Source organism: Candidatus Cloacimonadaceae bacterium, assembly GCA_030693415.1.
In the GTDB taxonomy this organism is placed as follows: domain Bacteria; phylum Cloacimonadota; class Cloacimonadia; order Cloacimonadales; family Cloacimonadaceae; genus JAUYAR01.
This window is the reverse complement of the sequence record JAUYAR010000140.1, coordinates 18423-38237: the sequence shown is the minus strand read 5'-3', so window position 1 is coordinate 38237 and position 19815 is coordinate 18423. Positions and strand designations below refer to the sequence as shown.

Here is a 19815-nt window from a genome sequence, read left to right as displayed (position 1 = left end):
AGAATTGAGAATTGAGAATTGAGAATTGAGAATTGAGAATTGAGAATTGAGAATTGAGAATTGAGAATTGAGAATTGAGAATTGAGAATTGAGAATTGAGAATTGAGAATTGAGAATTGAGAATTGAGAATTGAGATGTTTTGAAAAAAGTGAACGGAACATGGAATTACCGACGTCCCCGTCGGTTCCGGTGCGCCAGTTCCATCAGGGGCGACACAAGATAGCTCCGGGTGCTGCGAATGCCAAACCCCGTGAACGAGGGAACAGGTGAATGCTGATATTCTTTCCGATACTCTTTAGACGAGAGCTCAACTTCTTTTATTCCATAAGCTGGGCTCAACCGGCCACGTAAGCTAAGCATCTCTCTCATCGTTTTCTCCTTCACTATTTTCCAGGGTTTTGCCTGGATACTTAAAAGGGTGACTCTCCAATAGGTCTCAGGTCTTCACAGCATCGGCATGCTGCGCTACATCCAAAGCGTTAATCAAGTGGGAGAGCGGCTTGCCGCCAAGGTGAATATCCAGTGTAGCGCAGTATTGGAATTGCTTGGAGAATTGCTGCGGAGGAGAGTAAACGTAAATCGGAAACGTAAAGGATGCCAGACCCACTATTCACTGTATTTTTTTGGCTAAGCAAAAAAAACACTTGCCAGATTTCTTGATCAAAAATACATGGTCATGTTGAAAATTACAATAAGTAAGGGATGAAAAATGTACAAGCTGCCGAATGGACGACAATTGAAACTGGAGGAAGTGGAAAGCGTTTCCCGCGTCAAGGACTTGGGGCAGGATACATCTACTATCGGATACAGCAGATTGGGGTTCAGTATCTTTATGAAAAGCGGTAGGACTGTGGATGTGGTTGATAAATATCACTTTTCCGATTGGGCGGACGTGAAGAAGAAACTTTCCTTGATTCGTGAGGAAATCGTCGCCAAAGTCCATGCAATTTCAGAAACGGAAGCATCATAAGCCCCCAGCTTTATCCCACTATCTGATTGTCCAATAAAACTTTCTCCAAAAGAAAACCCCGGATTGTTTCCGGGGTTTTACTATCTTGATGCAGCTTTGTCAAAAAAGCTGCATGGTGGATTAGTTCATCTTGATGATCTTGCCCTGACGGCTGATCTCGGCGCTCTTCAATCTGTAGTGATAGACACCGCTGTTGACGGCATTGCCTTTGGAGTCTGTGCCATCCCAGCGAATGTTGCCCAGACCGGCTGAATCAGTGGTCAGATCAAAGGTTTTGACCAATTGACCTTTCAGGTTATAGATGCCGATTTGGACGGATTGATTTGCCTTGGTGCTGAATTCGATGATGGCGCTATCAACGAAAGGATTGGGATAGACGTTCACCGCTACCGGACTGACAACGTTGTCGTCATTGCTGACACCGACATTTACAGTGACGATATTGGATGGATCGGAGAGCATCATCGGATCGTTGAACAGGGTGCAGATCCAATACTCGTGAATTCCGATGGCTACATGGGTATCGGTGAAAGCCAGTGTATTCGGATTGGTGATCGTGGAGATATTGAGTCCGTTGCGAAAGATGCGGTAGCCCACCATTCCTCTGCCTTCGAAATGAACCGGACGCTGCCAGGTCAAGATGACGTGCGGTGTCTGAAAGACGGCGTTGAAATTCTGGGGAGGGGGTAGCACTTCGATCGGGATCGTGTAAGTGCTCATTACCGGAGTGCCTGGCATGCCATGTTGATCGACGGGAGTAACCTCAAAGGCAAGGGGGAAGCCCAGATCCAATTCTACCGCGCTATAAGTGTTTGTATTGGCGCCTGTAATCAGAGTGGGAACGTTGTTTACAACCCGATACCATTTATAGATCGTGGTGCCTTCCGTGTTGCCGTCGGCATCGCTGAAAGTATAGTTTCCTGTTTGTGCTTGATAGAGGACCGGTGGTCCTGATATGATGACGTTGGTAGCCACCGGTGCAACGTTCAGAAATCCTGTTCCGGAAAGCGGGATGTTGATGTTGGGATGATTATAGAGATTGCTGGTGATATTCAAATTTCCGGTATAGTTCTGCGCAGCGGTGGGGCTGAACGTTACGTTGACCACCGTGGATTGGGTGGGGGGGATGTTGATCGTGGTGGTGCTGACTGCAAAGACGGGGTTGGAGATGCTTATCGTTCCAGTGGCAGCCGTGCTGTTGAAATTAGTGATCGTGATCGGAATCGTGGAAGTGCCGTTCACATACATGTTTGGAAACTGGATGGTTTCGTGGGAAACGGGATAGGCACCGGTCAAAGCTGCCAACGAATATTTTGCGCCTTGCAGAGTCTCTTTGCTGACGGTGTTTTGCAGCCAGAGCACAAGTTCGCAATTGGCGATGTTCCAGTTTGCCGCGACATTGAAAGTCAAGGTTACGGTTGTCTGCTCACCGGTTGCCAGGTTGATCGGAGTGCCGTTTTGGCTGGGAGCCATCAAACGGTTGACGTTTTCCACGGTGGTTTGATTGAACCACACCTGCGGGATGTTCGATTCGGTCAAAGATGAGTGCAGCACGACGTTGGTATTGGTGTCGGCTTCCGGCTTGGTGACCGTGACGATCACGGTATATTGGTTTCCGGTGCTGCTTCCCACGGCGCCGATCGTATATCTGGAAGGGATGGCAAGGCGGGCGTTTACCTTGGGAAGATAGTTGTTATACATAGATTGGGTGGCGTTTCCGCCGGCGGTGACATTCAAGCCGTCAAAAAAAGCTGAAGGGTATCCGGTCACGTTGTAATAAGAGTTGCGAGCGTTGGAGAAGGTGTTGGCATAGCTGTCGCCGTTGTGGTTTTTCACAATCGCGACTGCGTGTCCGTTGGTCAAAAGGTCGTGTGCGCCCATAGCGGAGCCCGGACAATATACGCACCAGGTTCCGGTGGCGATTTCTACCACCACAAGGTTGCGTTGTAAAGCGGTCAGTGCTGACATTAAAATTAGCAGTGCCATAATTAACAAGATTCTTGTCTTCATGGTTTCTCCCTTTGTTTTAGATACATTATTGCTAAGAATATACATGCAATTTTGATTCCGAAGTAAAGGAAAATATTTGGTAAAATCTAAGAATTGCTATGAAATAATAGTCTTGCCCTTCGCGCGGGGGACTAACCAAAGACTGCCAAGTGGATGACAGGCAAGAAAAAACCGGGCAACGATCAGGTTACCCGGCATGTATATGACAGATATATATTAGCTTAGATCAGTCCAAGGTCACACATCGCATTGGCTACCTTTAGGAAACCGGCGATATTGGCGCCTTTGACATAATTGACGAATCCATCATCCTGGAGTCCGTTTTTGTGGCAAGCTTCGTGGATGTTTTTCATGATCTGGTGGAGGCGTTCGTCCACTTCTTCGCGGTTCCAGTTCAGGCGCATGCTGTTCTGAGTCATTTCGAGACCGGAAGTAGCCACTCCGCCGGCGTTTGCGGCTTTGCCGGGGGCAAAGAGGATCTTGGCGTTGATGAACACTTCAACCGCTCCGGGAGTGCATGGCATGTTGGCGGCTTCGGTCACGCAGAAGCAACCGTTTTTGACGAGGGTTTTGGCATCCTCGACATCCAGTTCGTTTTGAGTGGCGCAAGGGATGGCAACGTCCACCGGAACTTCCCAGGGACGCTTGTTCGCGAAGAACTTGGCATTGGGGAAGACGTCCGCATAATCGATGACACGGTCATTATTTGAAGCGCGGAGCTCGAGCAGATAGTCGATCTTTTCACCGGAAACGCCATCTTCATCATAAATGTATCCATCCGGTCCGGAGAGGGTCACGACCTTGCCGCCAAGATCGTTGATCTTTTGCGCGGCGCCCCAGGCGACGTTTCCGAAGCCGGAGAGAGCGACCTTCATACCGGCGAAGCTCTTGCCTTGGGTTTTGAGCATTTCTTCGGCGAAATAGACACAGCCAAAACCGGTGGCTTCAGGTCTGATCAGGCTTCCGCCCCAATTGATGCCTTTGCCGGTGAGCACGCCGGTGAATTGGTTGACGAGCTTCTTGTAATAGCCGAAAAGGTAGCCGATTTCTCTGCCTCCGACACCGATGTCTCCAGCGGGGACGTCCGTATTTGGACCGATGTGACGATAGAGTTCGGCGATGTAGGATTGACAGAAACGCATGATCTCAGCTTCGGATTTGCCTTTTGCGTCAAAATCGCTTCCGCCTTTGCCTCCGCCCATGGGAAGAGTGGTGAGGCTGTTTTTGAAGATTTGTTCGAAGCCCAGAAACTTGAGGATGGAGAGATTCACGCTGGGGTGAAAACGCAAGCCGCCCTTGTAGGGTCCGATGGCGCTGTTGAATTGAACACGGTAGCCACGATTGACGTGCACTTCGCTTTTGTCGTCCATCCAGGGAACGCGGAAAATGATCACGCGCTCGGGTTCGACGATGCGTTCCATGATGTTTGCTTTCACGAAACGGGGATTGCTGATATAGACATCCCATACTGTCTCGACAACTTCTTTGACAGCCTGAAGAAACTCGGGCTCGCCGGGGTTCTTGGCTGAGACTTTTGCCATGAATTCATGAAGGGTCATGACCTTCCTCCATAAGTATTATTTATATTTACGACCAGTATTACAAGGGGTCGTTTAATGTCAAGTATTTCCGTCCATGAGTTTGCCGACCCGTGGGGCGCGCAGCCTGTGAGCGACAGGAAATCCCGATCCGAGTAGTGGTCTCAGATAGAATTTAAAATCGTCCGTGATGCCATTTCCGTTAGCATTTATAAATTCATCCGGCATGTGTCTGGTTTTGCGGGCGACATCCGAAAGCTTTTCCAATTGGTAGTTCACGCTATAGAACCCGGTGCGTTGGATGGATATGGATCCATCCAGATTGTACCAAATGGCATAGTGGGCGGCGCGTTCTCCCACTTCGCGGGCTTCGCGTTGGTCGATATCTGAGACGCAACCCATGAAGGAGCGTTGCAGATAACCAAAGGTATCGGAGCGGACGCGTTTGATATTAAGTTTCTGTCTCACGAGGTCGCAAAGCAGGTCTCCAAGCATGCCTGTTCCGGAGAGCTGCACGTTGCCGTGGGCATCGTTTTCCACATGGTTGGAAAGCTTGGAGATGATCGGAATGCCTTTCTCATCCAAGATTCCTTCGGAGACCGCGATTACGCACCTGCCATACTGGTTATAGACGCGGTGTACGTCTTTGAGGAAGTTTTCACGGTGGAAAGGACGCTCCGGCATATAGATCAGATGAGGTCCGTCATCCGGATATTTTTGCGCCAAAGCCGAAGCAGCGGTCAGGAATCCCGCATGGCGTCCCATCACGATGCCGATATAGACTCCCGGCAAAGCACGATTATCGAGATTGACACCCGTGAAGGCGGACGCCACAAAGCGAGCCGCAGAGCCATAGCCCGGGGTATGATCGTTCAGGACAAGATCGTTGTCGATCGTCTTGGGGATGTGGATGGCGCGGAATTCATAATCCGCCAGATTGGCTTGCTCATTGACGATGCGCACAGTGTCCGCGGAGTCGTTTCCGCCGATGTAAAAGAAATAGCGGACGTCGTGAGCTTTGAGCACTTTGAAGATTTCCCGGCAATAAGCCACGTCCGGTTTGTCCCTTGTGGATAGTAGCGCCGAAGAGGGTGTATCCGCAACCTGTTCCAGATTGTGGGTGGTTTCCTGAGTGAGATCGACAAAATCCTCATTGACGATGCCCTGAACTCCGTAGAGAGCGCCATAGACGCGGGTCACCTGAGAGAACTTTCTCGATTCGAGAGCTACTCCCACCAGGGATTGATTGATCACCGCGGTGGGTCCTCCGCCTTGAGCGATCACGACTTTTCCTTCTAACTTCACTTCAAACCTCCATGTATTCATGTTTTTTTATCTCGAGCAAAGCTGGCTTTTGACGCGAAATAACGCCTCAATAAACCAGTTTTTTTCATGTAAATCGGATGCGCGTTATTTGTCCAGCAGAAAATGCTTGCAAAAAAAAAGCGGTTTAAAACCATGGTGATGGAGGTGGAATGAGTTACATCGTATTAGCCCGAAAATACCGTCCCCAGACCTTTGCCGAAGTCTATGCCCAGGAACACGTGACCGAGATTTTGCACAATGCGATCAACGGCAACCGCATCGCGCATGCATATCTGTTCACAGGTCCGCGTGGAGTGGGGAAGACCTCGATGGCACGCATTCTGGCAAAAAGCCTGAATTGCATCCATGGACCGACGCCCGAGCCCTGCAACAAATGTCACAATTGCGTGGAGATCACATCCGGCACATCCACCGACGTGATCGAGATCGATGGTGCCTCAAACACCGGCGTGGACGATATCCGCGAGCTTCAACGCGAGCTGCTCTACGCGCCGAGTCAGTGCAAATATAAAATATATATCATCGACGAAGTGCACATGCTCTCCAAAAGTGCCTTCAACGCACTGCTCAAGACCCTTGAGGAACCTCCGGAAAACGTGCTATTCATCTTTGCCACTACCGAGCCGCACAAGGTGATCCCCACCATCATCTCAAGGTGTCAACGTTATGATTTCAAACGCATCCCGATCGATTCTATCGTAAAGCGCCTCAAGGACTTGATGATTGAGGAAAACATCGAGATCGACAGCGAATCCCTCTATCTGATCGCCCGCAAAGCGGATGGCGGATTGCGAGACGCGCTTTCGCTGATGGATCAGGTGCTCTCCTATTGTATGAACAAGGTCACGATCGATAAAGTGCGCGAGATCTTTGGGCTCGTTCCCAATCAGGTCTATAACGGTCTTTTGCAGATGGTGCATGCCAAAGACAGCGCCGGGCTGGTCACCCAATTGCACCAGATCTTCGAATCCGGCACCGATCTACAGGAACTGATCACCAATATGATGGAGTTTTTACGCATCGTGATTCTTCGCAAGCTGGGGCTTTCACCCACGGACGTGAATACGGACGAATATCCACTCTACGACGAGATCGCGGGGCTCTTCATGCAAAACAATCTGCTGTATATGATGAGTTTTTTGATGCAGACCAAGGTGGATCTGAAAACCAGCGCCAACCCCTATCTCATCCTCGAAGTGGTGATGATCAAGCTCTGCAAGATGGATGAAATGGATGATATCGCGCAATTGATCTCACGTTTTTCAGCGATGCCGTCAGCCACTCAACCGGTCGGTAAACCCCTTCAGATGCCGCGTCCGCAAGTAAAAGCCGAAGAGAAAGCGGTATCCCAAGCACCATCGATTCATCATGGGGAGCATGAGATACTCAAGCTGGATTTCAACCTCGAAAATCTCAACAAATACTGGGGAAAGATCGTCAACCGCATCCGCAAATCCAGTGGAGCATCTTCAGTGGCGTTGAAGGAGTCCACCATAAAAGCAGTCCAAAAAGGCAAGGTAGTATTCAGCGTAGCGGTCTTGTCCCACTACAACACTTTGATCAAGAACAAGGATGAGATCGAAAAGCAGCTTAGTGACATCTTCGACGAACCGATCCGAATCGAGGTCGAACTGCGTGAAACCGAAGTTCCCGCCCGCGTGCAGATCAACCGCAAGACCATCGAAGACCTCAAAGCTCTCGATCCCAATCTGGCAAAATATATCGAAATCACGGATTCCAAACTGGGCTCCGGTTCCTGATCTTGCTTGTCCCGATCTTTGCCTTTGGCACCGCGTTCTATCTGTTATTCATCCTGCTCGTCTGCGCGGCTTTGTGGAAGCAAAAAGTGCCGCGGGATGGTGATTCGAAAGGCATATCGGTCATCATCGCGGCTCGCAACGAGGAGATCAATCTGCCCCGGTTGCTAAAATCACTCTCCGCACTCGTTTATCCCCAAAACCTATATGAGATTATCATTATCAACGACCATTCCACGGACGCATCGATGCGTATCCTTGCAGAGTATAATGGCAAACACAATATCCGGCTCATCGACTTTCAAGATTCGCTACCGGGATTGACCGGAAAGAAAGCCGCTATCATGAATGGCATCAATGCCGCCCGGTATGATATCCTCGCTTTCACGGATGCGGATTGCGTCGTTCCTCCAAGCTGGCTCAGCAGAATCAATTCCTCGATGGATAATGAAACGGATTATCTCTTGGGCTTTTCGATCATGAAACGAAATCCCGGTGCCGGGAGCATGCGTTTGCGCAATTTTGAACGCGGCGTCTATTATGCCCTCGCGGCGGCAGGCCTCTATTGGCGCCTGCCGGTCACCAGCAGCGCTTGCAACATGGTCTATCGCAAGTCCCTATTTGACCAAGCGGGCGGCTTTAATGGCATCGGGCACCTGGCATCCGGGGACGATGACCTGCTCCTGATGAAGATGATGAAGTATATCCGAAAAGCATGTTTCGATCCCTCGCCTGAGATGCAGGTTGTCTCCATCGAAGGAACTGATCTTGCCAAACGGCATCAGACAAACATTCGCCGGGCATCGAAATTCTTCCATCATCCATGGTGGGTGAAGGCGCTCTCAGTCTTCATCTTCCTCTATTTTCTGCTCTTCTATCTTCTTGTGATCAGATCGCTATTAGGCGGATTCACGTTTTTAGCGGCATATTCTTTGATCAGTAAAACGATCGCTGAAATCTGTCTTATCCTGCTGCATTTCAGCAAGATAAGGCATATCAAGCTCAGCGTTCTCTACCCCCTGCAGCTTTTGCTCTTTCCGGCGCAGTTTCTATTCTATGCAGTCAGAGGAACGCTCGGGGGTTACCGCTGGAAATGATTACCTCTCGATAAACTGAGGCTGAGCAGGGTTAATTGAGAATTGAGAATTACGGCTAATTGAGAATTGAGAATTGAGAATTACTACTAATTGAGAATTGAGAATTGAGAATTGAGAATTGAGAATTACTACTAATTGAGAATTGAGAATTGAGAATTGAGAATTGAGAATTGAGAATTGAGAATTGAGAATTGAGAATTGAGAATTGAGAATTGAGAATTGAGAATTACTACTAATTGAAAATTGAGAATTGGACGGAATTGGTGGGATGGTTATAAACTGACACCCAAAGCTGCAAGAAGTGACACAAGGGGAAAGTGGGGATAAGGCTTTGATTGGTGGTTAGTTGCGATGGACTGGTTTTGGAAATGTCCAAGCGCTTGTTTGGACTGTTTTGGACTGGTTTGTGACAGTTTTACTGCAAATTTGGCTAGCGTTTGGACAGGGTTTGGAAAGAGCAGTTGGGAAATCGGAACTTTGAAATTAGAAAAACCGCAATTGGAGTGCGATTGTGCCGATTAGGAAAGCTCCGTAATTCCAATCTGAGTCTAAAACCAGAACCGGGTAGTCTATATTAAATGGTTGGAGGATAATCTGTTGCCTGCGGTGGTCGATCTGCACCTTCTTGATGGTGAGACCATCGTCAGTCCTTACAACTGCAATGTTCCCATCAGCATTTTCCCAACTCAGATCGCTCTTGATGACCACGATGTCCTGATGCTGGATCACAGGTTCCATACTGCTGCCATTTACTTGAAAGACAGTATATTGCTTGGGGTTACCGGGCAGGAATGAGACTGGCAGCTGAATCTGACCCACCTGACTCCACTCGTCCTTGATCTCCATCGGAGGTCCGGCAGCTATTTCACCGACTATGGGAAAGGTGATAGACCGATTGGGATCGAAGTCTTGATTGTTGATGGGATGCAGGATTGGTGAGATGATGGTAGGGTTTGAGGTATCTGGATTGTTAGGGCTTGTAGGGACTTGATTGGATTGGATGAGCTCTTGAAACTCGTCTCTGGCATGCATAGAGCCCTTTCCGGTAAAGAGCCAGTGGATATTGATGTTGTCCTTGGAGAGGGCTTCCAAGAACTCTGGATCGGGATATCTCTCGTTTAGCTTGTATCGGGAAAGCGAGGCACGGGAGATGCCATACTTATTGGCAAACTGGTAATCCTTGAGTCGCATTGCCTTAATCACCAAGCTAAGGCGTTGTCCGATAGTCGGTTTATTCATCGTGGTCTCCATATAGTAACTTTAGCATTGACTATAACCGCATGGCTGCAAGATTAGTTCCAGATGCCATTCTGCTGCAGAGCGGATTGGAGTCAATACTAAAGTGTATATTGTGACCCAGGTGGATTATAAAGTATTGCCGGAGAATGCGTAAGAAAGCTGCCAAACTCGCAGAAAGGACTTCCCAAGGTTCTGCGCTTGTGGTTGTTAGCACCCTACTAATACATAAGAGAGGTGTAGAATGACTACCAAGAAACAACGCCATGCGGAAGTGCAGAAACGAGCTGGTAAGAGCAATGTCCAAGCGGGTACCCCTGTCCAAGCGGGGGTAGGCATGAGGCTTAACACATTGATAACTATGATGAGAAGCCAAAATGTCCAAGCGCTTGACCGCATTTTTCAAGATTCCCGACTGAAATGTCCAAGCGGGTCACAGTTTTTGAAGGATTTGGACATGGACATGAAAGTCGATTTGATCTGGTTACCTATAGACAGAGTAGCCATGCTGCTGAACAAGAATCTGAAGACGATCAGAAGAATGGCGGATGCCGGAAAGCTAACCGCTCTAAAGCATCAGATACCCACCAAGAACGGAGCCACGATCAAGACCTTTGTTCTAGCAACTGAAGAGATCATTCAGGCGGAGTATGACAGATTCAGAGATAGCCTACGAAAGCCGGAGCTTTACTTCGAGGAAGTGATCGATCTGGGCGAGCATAGCTATCCCAGTGTCTTCCTGGTCTATTATGATCATGGTGATGATTCGATTGCTACTGGTAGCGAGAAAGCAGGAGGTTCAGATGTTTCCTTATAGTGGCAGACCTACCGAGGAGTTCCTGAGAGAATATCGGAATAAGCTGAATGAACTGCAAGAACTGATGGAAAGCCAAGGACTGAAGCTTGAGATCAAGAGTGGTGGCAGATGCATAGTGGTACCGGAGGTAAGAGCTGGATTAAGCAAGGTAAGTGGGAATAGTGATGTTAATGTTAAAGGTAATAGCAATAACACTGCCACTGCTGACGATGCCGACAATAGCTTTATGCTAGCTTACAGCCAGCAATATAATGCCAAAGCTGATAGTTCAGAAGACAATCTGGAGTCCGAGACAGTCTATGAGACCTATGAAGATTATCTGGACTTTGAACGCAAACTCACTCTGATCCATGAAGCACGAGATAATGATGTGTTGATCGACTTCTCCAGTGAATTCCTTGATCTGGCTCCGGTGGAAGAGGAAAGGCTGCTATTCAAGGATGAAGCTCAGCTTTATGGGAGGTTCTGCCAAGAGGTGTTCCGCAGATTACATGGAGTAGATTCCAGGACATTAGCCTGGAAACGCATCACCAGTGACTATAACACCAAGAGACTGGTGCCGGAGCTCTACAATCTCAAAGGACCAAGAAAAGAGAGGGCACTGCGAGAATGGCTCAATATCTACCTTGAAAACAAGCTTGATATGTATGCCCTGATCCATAAGAGCAAGGGCAAGTATAAAGAGCGTAAGATCACCTTTCAAGAACAGCACTATCTGCTGCATCTGCTGCTCAATCCCAATCGCATCAAGATCGGCTCTGCCATCACCAACCTCAAACAGATGAGCAGAAACAAAGTAATAGAATCAGAGACCAATGAACGCACGCTCAGACGCTGGTGTGAAGAATGGGCAGCCAGGCATCCGGCAGAATGGCATCAAGCCAGGGATGGCAGTAAGTTCGTATCTGAAAGGATCATCAAGACCATTATGCGGGATGATAGCAGCCTGACAGTGGGACAGGTATGGGTGGCTGATGGACATACCCTCTCCTTTGATATCCTCAATCCTCAGACCGGAAGAGCGCAACGTATGACCATGATCATGGTGATGGACTGGGCAAGCAGATATCCGGTGGGAGCGTCACTTGCCTTTACCGAAGATAGTCAGCATATCCTCACAGCCTTCCGTAATGGCTTTATCAACTGCTCGCAGATCGCAGATAATAATAGTGGAATCATGGCAGTGCTACCGGAGTATGTATATCTGGATAATGGCAAAGCCTTCCGAGCCAAGCTCTTTCATGAGAGCTGGGAAGAGCATGACCTGAACAAGGAACTGGGAGGCATCTTCCCCCGGCTTAATATCGGAGTGAGATTCGCAGAGAGTTACAATGCCAAAGCCAAGGTGATCGAACGCTTCTTCAAGACCTTCCAGGAACAGTTTGAGAGGTTCATTACCACCTTCAGAGGAGCATCGATTGCCGATAAGCCCTCAGTGCTACACCGCAACGAGAAGTGGGCAAAGAAGCTCTATACCGGTAAACCGCCCACCATTGAAGAGACGATGCAGATGATAGCCTTCTATGTGAGATTCTGCTATGGAGAGACCCCACATACCTCACTGAACAGACGGACTCCTTATGAGGTCTTCAGTGCCGCCAGAATAGCTGAGAATCGACAAGTGGAGATATCCAGGCTCAACTTCTTAATGATGGCGATGGAGCGCAAGAATATCCGTAGCGAAGGCATCAGACTGGATAAGAAAGTCTATTGGCATCGGGACATGGTGAACCATGTGGGGCAGCCTTGTATCATCAGGTTCGATTACAGCGATGCCAGATGGATAGTGGTCTATGATAAGAACGATGTCTTTATCTGCCAGGCAGCACTCCGCAAGACGCAGCATCCTTTCATTGAAGTCTCGATGGATAAGGCAGTCTCGCATAAGGAACTCAATAAAGAATACAATGAGATCAAGGGCTTAAAACGAGAGAAAGAACGCAATGCTAAGAAGTGGGTTGTGAACTCCCAGAAAGCAGTTGATAGAATCTTGAGCAATTCAACAGCCAAGCAGGAGAAGCTTGAGGATCAGGGTGCCAGAGCAATCTTCAGCAGTCCTCCCATGCTGGAAGCACCACCCAAGGATAGCGATGAGATCATCGATGAGATGACCAGAAAGGCGATGTTGAACCTGCCGAAGCATCCGGATATGCTGAGTCCTGAAGAGCGGGAACAGCTTGATGCTAAGGAGAAAGAGAGACTGGCAGAATTAGAGATAAACCGCATAATAGAACAGGAAATCAAAGAATCATTCGATAGGATAGGACTCGATTATAATGACAGCAATGGTGAAATGCCCATATCTATGAAAATCGCATTTAGTAAGACCGCAAGAGAGTATTACAAATCGCAACAAACAAGCTCGGTTGATCAGTGCGAGACATCTGATAATCCAAGCCCGACTGACACGATTGTAACATCGGATAGTAATATCTCGACAGTCACGGCAGAAGAGCATAATCAAAACGATGCCATATCCAAAACAACTGAGTTGCCAGAAGTGAACAATCAGATAATAGCTGAGGTTGGGAAAGAGCCGGCACCATTCGCACACCTCTCCAGAGCGGAACTACTCAAACGAATCGGGATAACCAATTAGGAGGTAATCATGAAACAGGGAAAACTTGTCAGAACTCAGAACGTAGTCGCTGCAGATAAATGCATAGAATACCTACTAAACCGACCCAAGATGGAGATGGTGGGACTCGGGTTGCTGTATGGCAGGCCGGGACTGGGAAAGACCACGTATGCCAGTCGGATCGCTTTTAGTAAAGGCTATGTCTATCTCAGACTGGAAGCCACTACCACACCCAAGGCGTTTGCCTCCAAGCTACTCTTAGCCTTATACAAGAGATTTGGCATGGGAGAGTACGTACCATACGGAACAGCCAATGACCTCTTTATGCTGTGCTTATCGCTCCTGGAAGACCATCGTGATACGATCATAGTGGTAGATGAGATAGACTATGCCTTCCGGCATCCCCAGCTCTTAGGTGCGATCAGGGATATCGTGGATGAGACCACAGCGATAGTAATCCTGGTCGGGATGCAGAGTGCGAAAGATAAGCTCAATCAGATCAATGAGTATTACTTTGATAGATGCAATTTCTTCTATGAATTCCAAGACCTACCCAAGAAGGACATCGCCCAGTTATGCGGCGAGATACTGGAGATCAAGTTCCACCCAGATATTGTTGAGTATGTCCACTTCCACTCTTGCGGCAATGTCCGCAAAGCCATGAAGCTTATCCGCTCAGTGGAAGAGATCGGAAGATATAAGAACCTTGAAGTAGTATCCCAAGCCGATCTGGATAATTGAGGACAGTATGTCGGACAAAGAACTTATCCTCAACTTCATCAATCAGTATGATCGACCGTTTAATGCTGATACAATAGCTCAGTTGACCAGTATTGAAGCTGACATAATAGATCAGCTATTGCCGGAACTGCTCCAAAGCCAGGCGATCAAACCGATAGAAGATAGTCCTCCCATTTACGTCCGAGCCAATCGCTACCAAGCCAGGATTGGTTATCAGCATTACAAGGGTTGGACATTCAGCATAGCAGATGCCCATCAGCTGTTAGACATCCTGGAACAAGGTAGATATAAATCTATCCGAGAGATTGCTCAAGTCATCGGCAAATCCAGACAGTGGGTCTATATCTATCTGGAAGCACTGGCATCGATAGAGGTTGTAGATCTAAGGCAGTACACATACGTGGTTATTTCCCGTCAAAACGTGCCCAAAATCGGCAGAAAAGTCCAGAAAGGTATATTGGGTCAACTCCGGAGTTTGAATAGGATTGGTTGTTACAGACTACTATGTTAGAAAGCTTGAGTAATAAATCAAGAGGCACTTATCATACTGAAAGATTACTCTACCATAACAACACAGGGGTCGTACAATCGCCAAAGCCATCAGCAAGTCCTATGTTTATCACTGTGAACAATGCTTCAAAAATTGGTATTAATGTTAAGAACGGGGCAAGAGATCTAATGAACGATAATCGAACTTGTGGTCATCGTTTTACACATAATGAAGAAATGCTTTGACATAAAACAGTACCTGATTATTGTGTCTTTATTCAGTTTTGTCCTTGTTTATTGGTTTCTGATATGTATCAGGATTTAACACCCAATCGATTTATGAAAGGAGCTCAAATGGAAGACAGATGGTTATCCGTTGAGGAAATAAGTCAATATCTCGGAGTGACAAGGGACACTGTCTATAAATGGCTCAGTGAAAAGAAGCTTCCAGCTCACAAGATTGGAAGACTGTGGAAATTCAAAAAAGAGGACATTGATCTATGGGTAAAAGCCCATTCTATAAAGGATGGTTCAGAGGATTCAAATAATGCCTGAGACAAGATTTAGCTTTGGCTTTACTGCAGGAGCTCTCTTATATAGAGATTCTGTCCTTCTATCCAAGCTGTATCTTGAGACCAAGAGCTGGGATATGGTTCGGGAAATGGTTCTGGCAGATAATTTACTGCAAATCAGAACCGTGTCAGCTCAAAAGCGTATTTACTCTGAGACTTGTACCAGGTTAAAGACTCTATCTGAACCAGCAATTGAACTTATTGCAAATGGTAACCGGGATGAACAATGCCAATTGCTCTGGTATGCTCTCTGCAAGAAATACGATTTTATAAGGGATTTTGCCTTAGAGGTGTTTAGTGATAAAATCAACCGCAGGGATTACATCATAACCATAGCTGATTTCAATATCTTCTTTAGCAGAAAAGCCGAACTGGTCGAAAAACTAAATAGTATCTCTGTAATCTCCAGAAAGAAGCTTCAAACCAATCTATTCAAAATGATGCAGAGTGCCGGGATAGTGGATTCTAATCAGCACCTCAAATTACTGATGATATCTCCCCAAGTTAAACGAATCATCACTGCAGATGCCTCTATTCCACTATCTATCTATCCTTCAATAATTGGATTTTGACTATGATATCAAAGAATAAAAGTACTGACAGCAAATCTCGGTTCGACCATCTATTGGACTTAATGAGCAGTTCCAAATTCGTAAATATGACAGGATTAGCCAATGAACTGCCATATTACATCTGTCCATTCGAGGTAGAAGATACCTTAGAAATGTACCAAAGAATTACTCAACTGAAGAATCAGTTGGAGCTAAAAGGGATAAGTGTTTTTGAGATTAATCTGTACCGGTTAGTCATTGAACATTTAGAAAACGTTGGAGAAAAAGATAGCATCATAGAAAAAGAATCCAGCCTATCAAGGGCTGAACGGCTTAACACACTTTGTTCTATTACAGATGCGGAAGAGTTCATTTGCCCAATAATCTATGAAAAGATCAAACAAGCTGATTTCAAAATCATCTTTATCACTGGAGTGGGAGAGGTTTTTCCATACATTCGCACCCATAATGTCCTCACCAATCTTCAGGTCTTATATACTGAGAAACCTGTAGTGCTCTTTTTCCCGGGTAACTATGATACGGATAATGAGAAGGGTTCTAATCTGACTCTATTTGGAAGATTAGATGATAGATACTATAGAGCTTTTAACATTTTCAGATGCCAATTATAACCATTGGAGGGGTAATGTCGATAAAAGACTTGTTTGCCAAACCGATTGATCGTAAAATTGAAGGTGTAATTCAAGCTGATGATGCCAGAAACTTGCTTCAGGAAATTGATGAATACGTAGTTACAAAAGAAATAAAGTCCCAGCTTGAATCCTTTCTGGATGCTTATACAAATAACAATAGCATGCCCGGAGTGTGGATATCCGGTTTCTTTGGCTCGGGAAAATCACATCTATTGAAGATGATATCCTTACTCCTCGAGGGATGGAAACACGATGGTATTTCAATCCTCTATATGTTCTTAGATAAATGCAAGGATGAACCCTTTTTATGTGGAAATCTGAAGAAAACAGCCTCCATTCCTGCCAAAAGCATACTCTTTAATATCGATTTGAAAGCAGACATCAAATCCAAAGAGCAATCTGATGCTATCCTCAGTGTGTTCGTAAAAGTCTTTAACGAAACCTGTGGGTACTATGGTAAGCATGGATACATCGCCAAGTTTGAACGTGATCTCGACATGCGAGGGTTGTTTGATGGCTTCAAAGATAAGTATCATGAAATCTCAGGAAAGGAATGGAAGATAGGCAGAGCCGTTGCAGCTTTGGAAAATCAGAATATAGCCAAAGCTTATGCAGCTATAGCCAACGTAGATGTAAGTAGTGTGTTGGGACTATTGGATAAATACCAAAAGGACTATACTGTATCCATAGAAGAATTTAGCAACGATGTGAATGAGTATATCAAGAAACAAGGCGATAATTTCCGTTTAATCTTTTGTGTGGATGAAGTAGGACAGTACATTGCCAACAACACCAATTTAATGCTTAATCTGCAGACCATTTCAGAGACCTTTTATTCCCTGTGCAAAGGCAGGGCCTGGATTATTGTTACTTCCCAATCCGACTTACAGACTATGTTGGGGCACATAAAGCAGGCACAGAGCACTGAATATGGGAGAATAACTGCCCGGTTTCCAATTAAGATGAATCTTAGCGGTGCGAATGTGGAGGAAGTTCTCCAAAAGAGGCTATTGGAAAAGAAGGAAGATTGCATCGATCCATTGCTTAAAATCTATCACAAATATAAAGATAGCTTCAAGGTTCTATTCCATCTTGCAGATGGAGCAAAAACCTATCGTGGTTTTGTCGATTCGGAGGATTTTACTCGCTCTTATCCGTTTATCCCTTATCAGGCATTTCTGCTTCAGACTGCTTTCATTTCTTTATCTGAAAATGATGCCTTCCCTGGCAAGTACACTTCTGTAGGCACAAGAAGTCTATTGTCTATATATCAGCATGTAGTAAATGCTATCGGAAGCAAAGAAGTAGGGACAATAGCCAGTTTTGATCTCATGTATGAAGGATTCCAATCCATGATAAAACCGCATCTTCTTCATACAATTCATACTGCTGAGGGAAACCTCAATGATGAATTTGCTGTGAGGGTGCTTAAAGTGTTATTCGTTGTTAAATACGTTAGAGATTTCAAGGCAACCGTACGTAACCTGCGAATACTTATGATGGAAGGATTTGATGATGATGTACCGGTATTGGAAAAGAGAATTGCCCAAGCTGTAAACCTCTTGGAACAGCAAGTATATATTGAGCGAAATGGCGAGCAGTATTCTTACCTAACTAATGAGGAAAAAGACGTTGAACAACAGATTAAAAGCACTCAAGTAGAAGATAGTATCATTTTAGATGAGCTGGACAAGCTGATGTTTACGTCTTATAGCTTGATTAAGTCTAATAAAATCCGCTATGAAGCCAATAAACAGGATTTCCCATTTACCCGAAAAATCGATAATCAAACCTTTGGTAAAGTGCAGGAAATAACACTTCAGTTAATCACTCCAAGCTACAGCTATTATGATGACGATAAACAGATTCTGGCAAACTCCATGGGTAAACCGGAGTTGCTTATTGTAATGCCTCCGGATAACCGTTTTTGGGAAGATTTGTGGATGTATAAAAGAACGGAGAAGTACTGCCAACAAAACAGCAGTACTACCACAAGTGAATCTGCCCGTAAAATAGTGATTGATAAACAACTTCAGAACAACAACCGGGCTAATCAGATCAGAGCACGTTTTATGGAATTAGTATCCCAAGCTAAGCTTATAGCATCAGGAGACTTATTGGAGATTAATCCCGGTGATGCTACTTCCCGTATCTATGAAGGCTGCCAAGGGCTGATATCCAGAATCTACCCCAATCTCAAAATGCTCAAAGGACTTGGGGTTACTGATCAGGATATCGAAAGCCAGATATTAAACGAGCAGGAGACTCTGGATGTAAAGATACCAATGTCCGAAGCAGAACTGGGGGTGTTTAGTGAAATCAGCTTAGCGCAAAGCAGCTCAAGGTGTCTCACGCTGAACAATCTCATCGAGAAATTTGGTAAAAGACCTTATGGCTGGAGTGAGTCTGCCACGATCTGCCTTATCGCCAGACTTTACAGCCTGAATAAGGTGGAAATATATTACCAAAGCAGACCACTGGAAAAAGCCGAATTAGTGAAAACGCTAAAATCGAAAGATAAGTATCCCAATCTAATTCTGCAAACCCAAACAGAAATCAGTTTAGATCAGGAACGCAAGCTTAAAAAACTCTTCAGTGAACTGCTTGATACACCAAATACCTCAAATGATCCGAAGAGCATCAGCAAAGAACTATCAGATGGGTTAAAAGCCTTGGCAGATAAGTTAGATATCTACTATCATCAAAGAGATGTCTTCTCGTTTGCAGCGATACTTCTTCCTGCCATCACTCAAATCAGAGAAGCTGTAAACAAACCTTTTAAGTGGTATTACAACGAATTGCTGACTCAGGAAACCCAATTGACGCAGCTTAAAACTGACATGATTGACCCTGTCCTGAGATTCTTCTCCAGTCCCCAAGCAGATATTTATAAACAAATTCGCAGCTTCTTGCAATTTAATGAGCCCAATCTGAGCTATTTGGATGAGGAAGCAGTTAAGGCACTTACTGAAGGGATTAGCGATCCAGATGTTTATCGGGGTGGCAAGATTCAAACTCTCAAAACCCAATTTGATTTGCTAAGTGATCAGCTAAAGCTCAAATTGAATGCTGAAATTCAGGCAACCTTAAAGAAAGTTTCCACTCTAAAAGAAAACCTTAAGCCAGATATTGAGAGTATTGATCCCGAACCCCCAATCATCCAAAATATTGAAGCCAAATTCATACATGTTAGTGATGCCATAAAGAATGCTAAGCTGATTGCCGTTATCCAGACGACTCTAAGCAGATTTGAAGATTACGAGTATCTACAGATTCTAAACACTCTGCACAACTCCAAAACCAAGACCGATAGCCCCGGAGCAGAACCCAGGATAATCAGCAGCCGAAGTATCAAACCTCTATATACTAAAGGAATTATCAATGATAGAGCTGATTTGAAAAGCTATCTCGAAGCTTGGGAAACAGCACTTCTCCGCGAACTCGACAAGGGCAATAAAATCAAACTGTAGGGATGTATA

15 protein-coding genes are annotated in these 19815 nt (G+C 45.8%); 11 read left to right on the top strand and 4 right to left on the bottom strand.

Annotated features, from left to right (window positions below):
* Positions 1 to 710: 710 nt before the first annotated feature.
* A complete protein-coding gene (locus tag Q8M98_08300; GenBank protein MDP3114763.1) occupies positions 711 to 971 on the top strand; it encodes a hypothetical protein in 261 nt (86 codons plus the stop codon).
* Between the two features lie 120 nt (positions 972 to 1091).
* Here the strand turns inward: Q8M98_08300 and Q8M98_08295 are convergent, their stop codons facing one another.
* The 3 genes from Q8M98_08295 to Q8M98_08285 form a co-directional block, all read right to left on the bottom strand.
* Positions 1092 to 2981, bottom strand: coding sequence for a FlgD immunoglobulin-like domain containing protein (locus tag Q8M98_08295; protein ID MDP3114762.1), 1890 nt, complete (start codon positions 2979 to 2981; stop codon positions 1092 to 1094).
* Between the two features lie 221 nt (positions 2982 to 3202).
* Positions 3203 to 4540: an NADP-specific glutamate dehydrogenase gene (gdhA, locus tag Q8M98_08290; protein MDP3114761.1), complete on the bottom strand. Its 1338-nt coding sequence runs from the start codon at positions 4538 to 4540 to the stop codon at positions 3203 to 3205.
* 60 nt (positions 4541 to 4600) lie between these two features.
* Entirely contained in the window at positions 4601 to 5824 is a 1224-nt protein-coding gene (locus Q8M98_08285; GenBank protein MDP3114760.1) for a 6-phosphofructokinase, read from the bottom strand.
* Positions 5825 to 5994: 170 nt separating this feature from the next.
* Between Q8M98_08285 and dnaX the strand changes: the two genes are divergently transcribed.
* Both dnaX and Q8M98_08275 read left to right on the top strand, forming a co-directional pair.
* The gene (dnaX, locus tag Q8M98_08280; GenBank protein ID MDP3114759.1) at positions 5995 to 7605 is read left to right on the top strand and encodes a DNA polymerase III subunit gamma/tau; all 1611 of its coding nucleotides are present in this window, start codon (positions 5995 to 5997) and stop codon (positions 7603 to 7605) included.
* 2 nt (positions 7606 to 7607) lie between these two features.
* On the top strand, positions 7608 to 8699 hold the full coding sequence (locus Q8M98_08275; GenBank protein MDP3114758.1) for a glycosyltransferase: 1092 nt from the start codon (positions 7608 to 7610) through the stop codon (positions 8697 to 8699).
* A gap of 483 nt (positions 8700 to 9182) precedes the next feature.
* Here the strand turns inward: Q8M98_08275 and Q8M98_08270 are convergent, their stop codons facing one another.
* A complete protein-coding gene (locus Q8M98_08270) occupies positions 9183 to 9938 on the bottom strand; it encodes a S24 family peptidase (protein MDP3114757.1) in 756 nt (251 codons plus the stop codon).
* A 460-nt stretch (positions 9939 to 10398) separates the two neighbouring features.
* Here Q8M98_08270 and Q8M98_08265 point away from each other — a divergent pair, with 460 nt between their 5' ends.
* From Q8M98_08265 to brxC, 8 genes are all read left to right on the top strand, one after another.
* Positions 10399 to 10752: a hypothetical protein gene (locus Q8M98_08265; protein ID MDP3114756.1), complete on the top strand. Its 354-nt coding sequence runs from the start codon at positions 10399 to 10401 to the stop codon at positions 10750 to 10752.
* Positions 10739 to 13351, top strand: coding sequence for a Mu transposase C-terminal domain-containing protein (locus Q8M98_08260; protein ID MDP3114755.1), 2613 nt, complete (start codon positions 10739 to 10741; stop codon positions 13349 to 13351). Before Q8M98_08265 ends, Q8M98_08260 begins: the two co-directional genes overlap by 14 nt.
* 9 nt (positions 13352 to 13360) lie before the next feature.
* Positions 13361 to 14071 carry an ATP-binding protein gene (locus tag Q8M98_08255; GenBank protein ID MDP3114754.1) on the top strand — a complete coding sequence of 237 codons (711 nt, stop codon included), beginning with the start codon at positions 13361 to 13363 and terminating at the stop codon, positions 14069 to 14071.
* Between the two features lie 7 nt (positions 14072 to 14078).
* A complete protein-coding gene (locus Q8M98_08250) occupies positions 14079 to 14582 on the top strand; it encodes a hypothetical protein (protein ID MDP3114753.1) in 504 nt (167 codons plus the stop codon).
* Between the two features lie 332 nt (positions 14583 to 14914).
* Positions 14915 to 15115, top strand: coding sequence for a helix-turn-helix domain-containing protein (locus Q8M98_08245; protein ID MDP3114752.1), 201 nt, complete (start codon positions 14915 to 14917; stop codon positions 15113 to 15115).
* Entirely contained in the window at positions 15108 to 15704 is a 597-nt protein-coding gene (locus tag Q8M98_08240; GenBank protein ID MDP3114751.1) for a DUF1819 family protein, read from the top strand. Before Q8M98_08245 ends, Q8M98_08240 begins: the two co-directional genes overlap by 8 nt.
* Positions 15705 to 15766: 62 nt before the next feature.
* Entirely contained in the window at positions 15767 to 16315 is a 549-nt protein-coding gene (locus Q8M98_08235) for a DUF1788 domain-containing protein (GenBank protein ID MDP3114750.1), read from the top strand.
* Between the two features lie 14 nt (positions 16316 to 16329).
* A complete protein-coding gene (gene brxC / locus Q8M98_08230) occupies positions 16330 to 19806 on the top strand; it encodes a BREX system P-loop protein BrxC (GenBank protein ID MDP3114749.1) in 3477 nt (1158 codons plus the stop codon).
* The last annotated feature ends 9 nt before the right edge of the window (positions 19807 to 19815 follow it).